The 8463-nt window shown below is 34.4% G+C and carries 10 protein-coding genes; 9 read left to right on the forward strand and 1 reads right to left on the reverse strand.

Going from position 1 to position 8463, the window contains the following annotated elements:
• Positions 1 to 582, forward strand: a 582-nt coding sequence (locus tag FTU77_RS15585) for a hypothetical protein (protein WP_180056172.1), incomplete at its 5' end; no start/stop codon positions are given.
• Between the two features lie 53 nt (positions 583 to 635).
• Here FTU77_RS15585 and FTU77_RS15590 read toward each other — a convergent pair.
• Positions 636 to 902: a mobilization protein gene (locus tag FTU77_RS15590; RefSeq protein ID WP_180056179.1), complete on the reverse strand. Its 267-nt coding sequence runs from the start codon at positions 900 to 902 to the stop codon at positions 636 to 638.
• Positions 903 to 1111: 209 nt separating this feature from the next.
• Here FTU77_RS15590 and mobQ point away from each other — a divergent pair, with 209 nt between their 5' ends.
• The 8 genes from mobQ to FTU77_RS15630 all read left to right on the forward strand — a co-directional run bounded on the left by mobQ (position 1112) and on the right by FTU77_RS15630 (position 8056).
• Positions 1112 to 2548, forward strand: a complete 1437-nt coding sequence (mobQ, locus tag FTU77_RS15595; protein WP_180056173.1) for a MobQ family relaxase — start codon at positions 1112 to 1114, stop codon at positions 2546 to 2548.
• A gap of 515 nt (positions 2549 to 3063) precedes the next feature.
• Positions 3064 to 3957 (forward strand): replication initiation protein RepM, encoded by an 894-nt coding sequence (gene repM / locus FTU77_RS15600; protein WP_004734502.1) that lies wholly within the window; start codon positions 3064 to 3066, stop codon positions 3955 to 3957.
• 63 nt (positions 3958 to 4020) lie between these two features.
• Positions 4021 to 4584 carry a plasmid replication DNA-binding protein gene (locus tag FTU77_RS15605; protein WP_086266488.1) on the forward strand — a complete coding sequence of 188 codons (564 nt, stop codon included), beginning with the start codon at positions 4021 to 4023 and terminating at the stop codon, positions 4582 to 4584.
• A 436-nt stretch (positions 4585 to 5020) separates the two neighbouring features.
• A complete protein-coding gene (locus FTU77_RS15610; protein WP_180056174.1) occupies positions 5021 to 5452 on the forward strand; it encodes a hypothetical protein in 432 nt (143 codons plus the stop codon).
• A 165-nt stretch (positions 5453 to 5617) separates the two neighbouring features.
• Positions 5618 to 6262, forward strand: coding sequence for a hypothetical protein (locus FTU77_RS15615; protein ID WP_180056175.1), 645 nt, complete (start codon positions 5618 to 5620; stop codon positions 6260 to 6262).
• 1 nt (position 6263) lies between these two features.
• The gene (locus tag FTU77_RS15620; RefSeq protein ID WP_180056176.1) at positions 6264 to 6614 is read left to right on the forward strand and encodes a hypothetical protein; all 351 of its coding nucleotides are present in this window, start codon (positions 6264 to 6266) and stop codon (positions 6612 to 6614) included.
• 9 nt (positions 6615 to 6623) lie between these two features.
• Complete coding sequence (locus tag FTU77_RS15625; protein ID WP_180056177.1) at positions 6624 to 7028, forward strand: protein-export chaperone SecB; 405 nt, start codon at positions 6624 to 6626, stop codon at positions 7026 to 7028.
• 245 nt (positions 7029 to 7273) lie between these two features.
• Positions 7274 to 8056: a DUF4145 domain-containing protein gene (locus FTU77_RS15630; protein ID WP_180056178.1), complete on the forward strand. Its 783-nt coding sequence runs from the start codon at positions 7274 to 7276 to the stop codon at positions 8054 to 8056.
• Positions 8057 to 8463 lie beyond the last annotated feature (407 nt).

Below are 8463 nucleotides of genomic sequence, written 5' to 3' on the forward strand. Positions count from 1 at the left end.
TCAATTTTTCATTTCTTTCCAAAAGCATATGTTTTTCTAAATTTCGACCAAAAAAAGTTAATCGAAATTTTAACTTTATGGGCATATATTTCTGGACCTATTTATCTATCTTACCTAGGTACTTTTTGGTTAGATCAGCTTAGGTTACAACGTCTTTTAGATAAAGTTTCCGTGTTGCAGAATGGATTATTTGAATCTAGTTTTAAAATAAAATTAATCTATAAGAAACTAGGAGATTATATTCCTGCAAACACTTCACTGAATATTTCTTCCTATAATTCAAAACCTTATGAATTAGAAGAACAAATTATAGATTATGAATTAATTAGATTTCTAGAGGAGCATAGACATCAAGTAAATGATCTAACAATCATGCTATACAAATTAAAAGGGAAGTTTAGATCACAAGAAATTATTGATCGTAGACAAGCCTATTTAGTAGCATTAAATTATTTAATTACTAATCTAAATACTATAAAAAATACGAATTATTTTACTTGGGAACAATATTTAGAAGTTCAAAATTATTTAGATAGTCTTTCTAGATTAGAATTAATTTTAAAATATTTAGAAACTTTGTAGTAATTAATACTTTCAAATATTTTAAAAAGTATTAATTACTATAATTGCTTATCTTATAAGTTAAATAGTTTTCTGTCTCGATCATCCACTAAATAACGGTCCATCTGGGCAATCAATTTTGCTCTTGCCTGCTCATCTTCTTCAGTAATCTTCAGCATGCAGGAGCCGATTAAAATCTTACGTCTGGTATCATCCTTTCTTGCCTGTTCTTTCTCTTTGGCACGTTCTCTTGCCAGTGCTGCCTGTCTTTGAGCTTTTAACTGCTTTAGCCTTTCTTCCTGGGCTTTAATTTTGCTGTCTAGTGTTTCAGTAACGCTCATTAATCCAATACCATCATCCTGGGAAACCATCCCTAACATAAGCGCACTTGAATATGCATTCAAGGTGCTATATGTATAGTAATGTTTTCCTCGAAGAGCGCACTTATGCAAACTTCGTTTGCAAGTCCGATTGGGGTCTCCCCAATACCCCGACAACCGTATCCACGGTTGTATTTCACTACGTGAAAATTTAAAAGCGAAAAATAGGCATGGCGATTTACCACTTTTCAGTCAAAACCGTAGCACGATCAGCAGGGCGTTCCGCTACTGCTGCGATTGCCTATCGGGCAGGTGAAAAGATCTATTGTGAACGTGAGGGCCGAGAACATGATTACAGCCGAAAAACAGGTGTGGAATATAAAGAAATTTATTTACCCGAAGGCGCACCAGAACATTTAAAAAACCGGGAAAGACTCTGGAACGAAGTTGAACAACGGGAAACCCGAAAAAACTCGACAGTTGCCCGAGAATTTGAAATCGCTTTTCCAAGTGAATTAAATCAGGAACAACGCCTGGCCATGCTCAAAGAGCTATGCGCCAGTATCGTGGACAGACATCAGGTGGCCGTCGATGCCTGTATTCATGCACCGCATACTGGATCTGGTAGTGATGAACGCAATTATCACGCGCATATCCTGATGAGCACACGCAAACTTACTCCGGAAGGCTTCACCGAGAAAACCCGGGAACTGGATCAGAAACACAGTGGAGAAATCGAACACTGGCGCGAACACTTTGCCGATATCTGCAATATGCACCTGGATCTGGCCGGATCTACCGCCCGGGTCGACCACCGCAGCTACAAAGACCAGGAGAATGGTTTAGAAGCCACGCTGCACGAAGGGCCGAAAGTCACCGAACTGCGCCGAAAAGGGATTGAGACCGAAATCAGCCGAAGCAATGACGAAATCAAACAGAGAAATCAGGCTCAGTTGCAATACGGCAAAAATATGGATCTGCTGATTGCTGAAAATGAGATCAAACTCAATATACTAAAAACTGAACAGCAGATCCAAATCAAAAATAGTGCTAAAACTCCACCAATTGACGAAAAAGCCTTGTTTGAAGAAAAACAGAGGGAAACCCTTGGCAAAGTGCTAAATCGCGAAATCAGCGCAAAAGACGCGAATCTAGACCTAGAATTTATGCAGGATGTTTTTAAAAAGGCAGAAAACACCTTGGGCAAGATGCAAAAGCATAAAAATGAGTTTAGTCAGCAGCTCGCCCAAGACATCGTGAAAAACAGACTGAAACAAAGTCATGACAAGTTGCAAAGTCTGGTCGATCAACACAATGAATTAACCCAGAACAAACCCTTACTGTTTGGAAAAAAAGCCTGGGAAGCCCAACGTGACGAGGTTTATCAGGAACACAAAAAGCTAAAAGGTCAGCATGAACACCAGAAAAAACATGGTATGAAGGACTTATTGGAAAATGAAAAGTTCAAAGAACATGCCTGGAAGCAGTACCAACAACAACATCCGGCCAAAGCCAAGCAATACCAGACTCTATACTCAACCTATCAAGTCATTAAAAAATGTGTGAATGAGATCAAAGCAGAACAACAGCTGAAACTCAGACAAGAACAACAACTCAAAGCACAGCAACATGCGCCTAGAATGAAATCTCGTGGCATGAGTCGCTAAACAGAGCGAGTGTCTACGAGCGAACTGAGAAAATTTGCCCATCCCTTTCCCTGATTACAAGCTCCCTATCCATCAATCACCTGCTTTACAGAGCATCCCGAATGGGTGCGAACTTTCCAATTTTGATCCCTAAACCGAGCGTAGCGAGAAAAAAAAGCTTATGAGCGAAGCGAATTCCGAGTTGCTTTTGCTTTTCTAAAAGTCACGAAAATATTAACCAAAAATTGCCCCGACGAATCGAGCGAAAGCGAGATTCAATAGAGTTTGAGCGAAGCGAAAACCAAGGGCAATTTTTCAAATTTCCTTTTTTAATTATTTTTAAATATTTTAAATCTTTTCAGCCCTCTGTATGCCTTTAGTAGCAATGGTTTCAGCATTTAAATATGACGGATTGACTACTAACTATGACGGATTGACTACTAACTATGACGGATTGACTACTTAACTATGACGGATTGACTACTAACTATGACAAGTATATATTTGTCATATATTAAAAATTAAATGGTTTTATTTTGGATAAGAATCAAGTTGTAAAATCAAATCAAGTTATAGAAGCTTCATATCAATTAAGTGCCGTAGAGCAACGTATTGTCTTAGCAGCTATTTCACGTATTCCAAAGAATCAACCCATCACAGATGATGAGTTATACCCAGTGAGTGTTAATGAATTACAGCTCCTAGGAGTACACGAGAAAACAGCCTATAGAGATTTAAAAGAAGGGATTAATAGACTTTATGAAAGGTCTATCAACCTCTCTGTGGACGATAAATCTATCAAAATGAGATGGGTACAAGAGGTTCAGTTTTTAGATAGTCAAAGTGTCATTGGTATTCGCTTTTCAAAACCAATTTTGCCTTTTATATCCAACCTAAGTAGAGAATTTACGAAATATGCTCTATCTGATATCGCAGGTATCAACAGTGGGTACGGTATCCGTATCTATGAGTTACTGGTGCAATACAGACAAATAGGTAAGCGTGAAATCTCTGTTGATAATCTACGAACCATGCTGGAACTAGGTAAAAAGTATCCGTTATTTGCTGATTTTAAAAAAAGGGTAATTGATACTGCTGTAGATCAAATAAATGAATACAGCCCTTTACGTGTGACGTATGAGCAGAAAAAAACAGGTCGTAAAGTTACTCACATTACTTTTTCTTTTAAAGAAAAAACAAAAAGTATTGGTCAGGAAAGTACAGACATACCGAAAGAGTTCTATAAGTTAACAGATGCTCAGATAAACATGTTTGGTAATCAACTATCGCGTCTACATGAACTTTCTCATCTAGCACGTGAGGGTGAGAGCTATGAAATATTAGCTTCAAAAATCAAGGAAAAACTTAGAGATCCAAAACAACAGAAGCAGTTTTTACCTTACTTACGGAACTTAGGCTTCAAACCTTGAGTGTATTGAAGAATACACTTATTGTATTCTTCAATACGTATCTTAAATACACAGTAATACACTATGAAAACAAGTACAAAATACAGTGTTAGTGATGCTGCCACACTGTATAAAAAATCTAGAGCGACACTTTATAAAGATATAAAAAATGGGGTATTAAGCCGTGATCATGATGGTTTAATAGACTTTTCAGAATTATTGCGTGTATATGGTGAACCGTTTTCTGGAAAGCAGTCAAAACGTATTGATACGTCTCTAATACAGAATCTGGATACACCCGAATACACTGATAAAACAGTAGTAGAGTTAAAAAATCAGATCGACTTTTTAAAGAAACAATTAGAAAAAGCAGAAGATAGAGAGGCTAAAGCTAATGCTCGTATCGATACGCTTCTTACACTAATTGAAATGAAGCCACCTAAAGCTAGTAGTGAACCTAATAAAGAGAATATTGAAAGTAATATTTCACCAAACCCAACTGATATGGCAACAAATATTCAGTTAAAGCAGGTTAAAGAGGACGGATTGACTACTCCAGAGAACAAACGTATCCCTGTTCCAGAACATGTTGAGCCTGAACCTAAAAAGAGGGGCTTCCTGAGCCGTTTTTTCCTTCCTTATGGTTAGCCAGGACTCCAATTTTTTGATGAGCCAAGTTCAGTGCAAGCACATGAAATAATGACTCATCAAAAAACCGGATGAGGTTTATTAAAACTGAACAAAACCGTGGAACATTGCTTACTTATTGATCGTGGAACACTAAAAATTGCTAAAAAAGCCTAAGATTGACTGCTTAGGCTTTTTTAAATGACATAAAACATTGTTTTTGAAGTAATTTTTTCGGGCGTTTCGTATAACGCGTATTATGTTAATTTTAGGAAAACTTACAGAATGTATAATTTAAAGATTATGGTTTGGGTGATCCTTATCTTAGTAATCTTATGGGGAATACAATGGATGTTTCATGGCTTTCCAACAGGAAATTAAAGCTATACATTGATGATTTCGTATAATCCGTATTATGTTAATTTTAGAGAATTTAAACACTATAGAGGAATAAAAAATGGGGGAATGGTCAGAGTATTTCGAAGATTTTCCAGAAGAGAATCCAACAAATTATCCTAATCGAGGGCCAGATCTTGGTCCACGTTCAAAGTATTTTCCAGATTGGAATGAAAGCCAATTAACAAAAGCTGAATTAGCCGAAATTGCTAAAAAAATAGAAGCTGAAAATGCAGAACTTGAAAGACAAGCGGAAGAAAAAGCAAGATACATAAAAGAAGCAAAATCTCATCCTTTATTTCTGGTAGATGTCTGCCCAATATGCAATTTGAAAACAATGAACATACATCAAGTCAGTGATAATCATTACTTTGGCGAATGCCAGGAATGTGGCATATCTGACACTGATACAAAACCAGAAAAAATTTTAGAAAAAATAGAAGATCTCGTTTGGAATCCATCTCAAGATATAAATCTAGATGAAGAACTTTAGTATGAAATAAGTCCAGACATTATGTCTGGACCTTACATATAGTTGAATAACTACTTGTCTTTAATTAAATATATAATTAATTAAGTATTGTCCCATTTCAAAAAGAAACTATACTTACGCAAATAGTTCTTCTCATTACATTTGTAATCCAACAGGACCTCATACGTGGTAAGTACACAAATTGATGCTTTTCATACTTGTCATTTGCAAGGTTCTATATCTACTATTTTTGAAAATGTACCTTATCATTCCAATACAGACGAAGAACAATGGTTAGGACAAGGATACTATTTTTGGACTGATTCCCATTTTTTTGCTATTAAATGGGGGGAACGTAAAGATAAATATCCTAATGGATATGTTATTACTAAGTTTATTATAGAAATTCCTACAACAGATCTTTTAGATTTAGTAGGAAATGTGAGTCATCAATTAGAGTTTGAAAAGCAAATTAGAGCTTACCTTTCTCGAATGAGTACAGAATTAACACGTGAAACGGCTAAAGACATTCCTGTTTCAAAGATGTTAGATCACTTACGAGAACAAGCTAAAATTGAAAATCAAGCAGGTAGAGAGTTCTTTTCATATTCAGCAATAAAAGCTGCTGATCTGGCAAAATGTACTTTGAAATACCCTTATTTGGAGGGTGAAAGGGATGGTTTTCAACATCACTTATATTTACCCACGAGACAACAACTTTTTATTTCTGAAAAATATGCTAGTTATTTAGGAAACAAAGAGTTATTTCAAATTAGACGTCTTGTTAGAAATCAATATCAAGTGGTTCAGCTACCGAATACAGGAAAATAATATGAATAGTCTATATGCGGTTACTAAGTGGATAGAAACAAGTTCATCTGAAGATTTTCTTCTTAATTTCAATAAATTAGATGGAAATTATTCAGGTATAACGTTAGGTGAATATCTTGATGAATATGGCATCATTGATGATGAATCTGACTTCCACAATATTTTAACAAGTGAAGATTTCATCTATGGCGCTGAAGCTAAGACATATGATGATTCAGATTTTAATATGATAAATCGTGTTGATGATAACAACGTATCAATTCAACACGTAACTGAAATTGATTGCCAGACTAAACTTAATCTATTTGAGGCTACTAACGATAGTCCTTATTTTGAAGCTCTGGCTGCCTAGGAATTTTTTATGTCTATATCGCTTCAATTGAAATCCTCTAAAGTTGTAAATCTAGTTTTAGAAGAGGCTAAAGATTCTATTGAAAAGACAGAGTTTACTTTAGATGTAGGTACTAAATTCCCAATTGAAGAGGATGCCCAAAATTTTGCGATTGAACTTAGAACAGAACTCCAACTAAAGGAAGGATTTATCGTAAAAATAGTGTACCTTTCTGAATTTATTACTGATAAACCAATCAGTAGTGAATTTAGAGATTCGCATTTTCCAAAGGTAAATGCTCCTGCTATTGCTTTTCCTTATTTTAGAGCCTTTATATCGACATTTCTTTTAAATGCTGGATATGAACCTATTATTCTTCCTTCAATTAACTTCACAAAGTTAATTTCTAGAACGCCTCAGAAAGAACAGAACTAATGATAAGTTCTGTTCTTCATACCAAATAATTCTCATTTATTTAACGTAAAATCCCATATGAACTATATAAAAGTTAAGCTCTATAGCTGTACTTTATGTAATTCATAGGATGTTAATTTTAAAATATTTTTTACACTTCACTGCTAGGATCTTTAAACCGTCCATCTTATACAGACCCTTTTTAATAGGCTTGATATCATCTAACGACTATTAAAATCACTTTTAAGATTAAAGTATTAAAAATTATGGACAGACAATTATTTAAAAAACCTTTCACTTTAGATAGTGGCATTACTTATAGCTGTCCAACATGTGGAAAATTGAGTCTTCAACTTGATAAAGATAAGTTTCACTCATCAGAAACATCATCTACAAGAAAAATGCTACAAGAAGATTATTGGGAAGATGATTGGAGAACTTCTGTTTATACGGCCATTTTGGTATGCAGAAATACTGCTTGTGAAGAACATGTAATTAGTTCCGGCACTGGTTTTATTAGCGAAGAGCCTGTTTTTACATCTGATGATCGCTATACATATACTAGTTCAGAATATGTTTGTCTTTTTGAGGCAAAATTTTTCCAACCTGCCTTACATTTTTTTGATATTCCCTCTAATTGCCCAGAGGATATTAAAAATCCGCTACTTGAAGCCTTTTCTATTACATTACTTTCTCCTAGCTCAGCTGCTAATAAAGTTCGTGTAGCTATAGAACACTTGTTAACTAACTTTCGTATTCCTAAAACAACTAGTAATAAACAAAAGAAAAGAGTTCGATTGACTTTAGACACACGAATAACCAAGGCAAAAGATAAAAATATAGTTTTAGGCAAACTTGAAGATATTCTATATGCAATTAAATGGTTGGGTAATGCAGGAAGTCATAGTAGTTCTGAAATTACTTTAGATGATGTTTTTGATGCTTATGAGTTAATGCATCATGTTTTGATCGAATTGTATCAACCTAAGAATAGATTAAATAAATTAGCTAAAGCCATTCGTAAGAGAAAAGGTCCTCTTAGAAAATAATTAAATTAATTTCAAAGCTATAAAAAACAAATTTGACTAATTATTTATTTTTTCTGAACAAAATAGAAGCTTTTGACAATGGAATCTATCAACAAACAATTAAATTGATATTTTATTAGAATTTATCAAACTTTTTAGCTAGAAAATATCTACAAATGCATGATTTTTTTAAAAAAAGATGTTTAGATATTCATGAAATTTAGCTTTAGAAATATCCGATATGATAAAAAAATATCTTGTAGCAACTCTTTGCTATTTACTAAGTTATGTAGCCGTATTATCAATTTTTCATTTCTTTCCAAAAGCATATGTTTTTCTAAATTTCGACCAAAAAAAGTTAATCGAAATTTTAACTTTATGGGCATATATTTCTGGACCTATTTATCTATCTTACCTAGGTACTTTTT

Origin of the sequence: Acinetobacter sp. YH12142, from assembly GCF_013418435.1 — a bacterium.
In the GTDB taxonomy this organism is placed as follows: domain Bacteria; phylum Pseudomonadota; class Gammaproteobacteria; order Pseudomonadales; family Moraxellaceae; genus Acinetobacter; species Acinetobacter amyesii.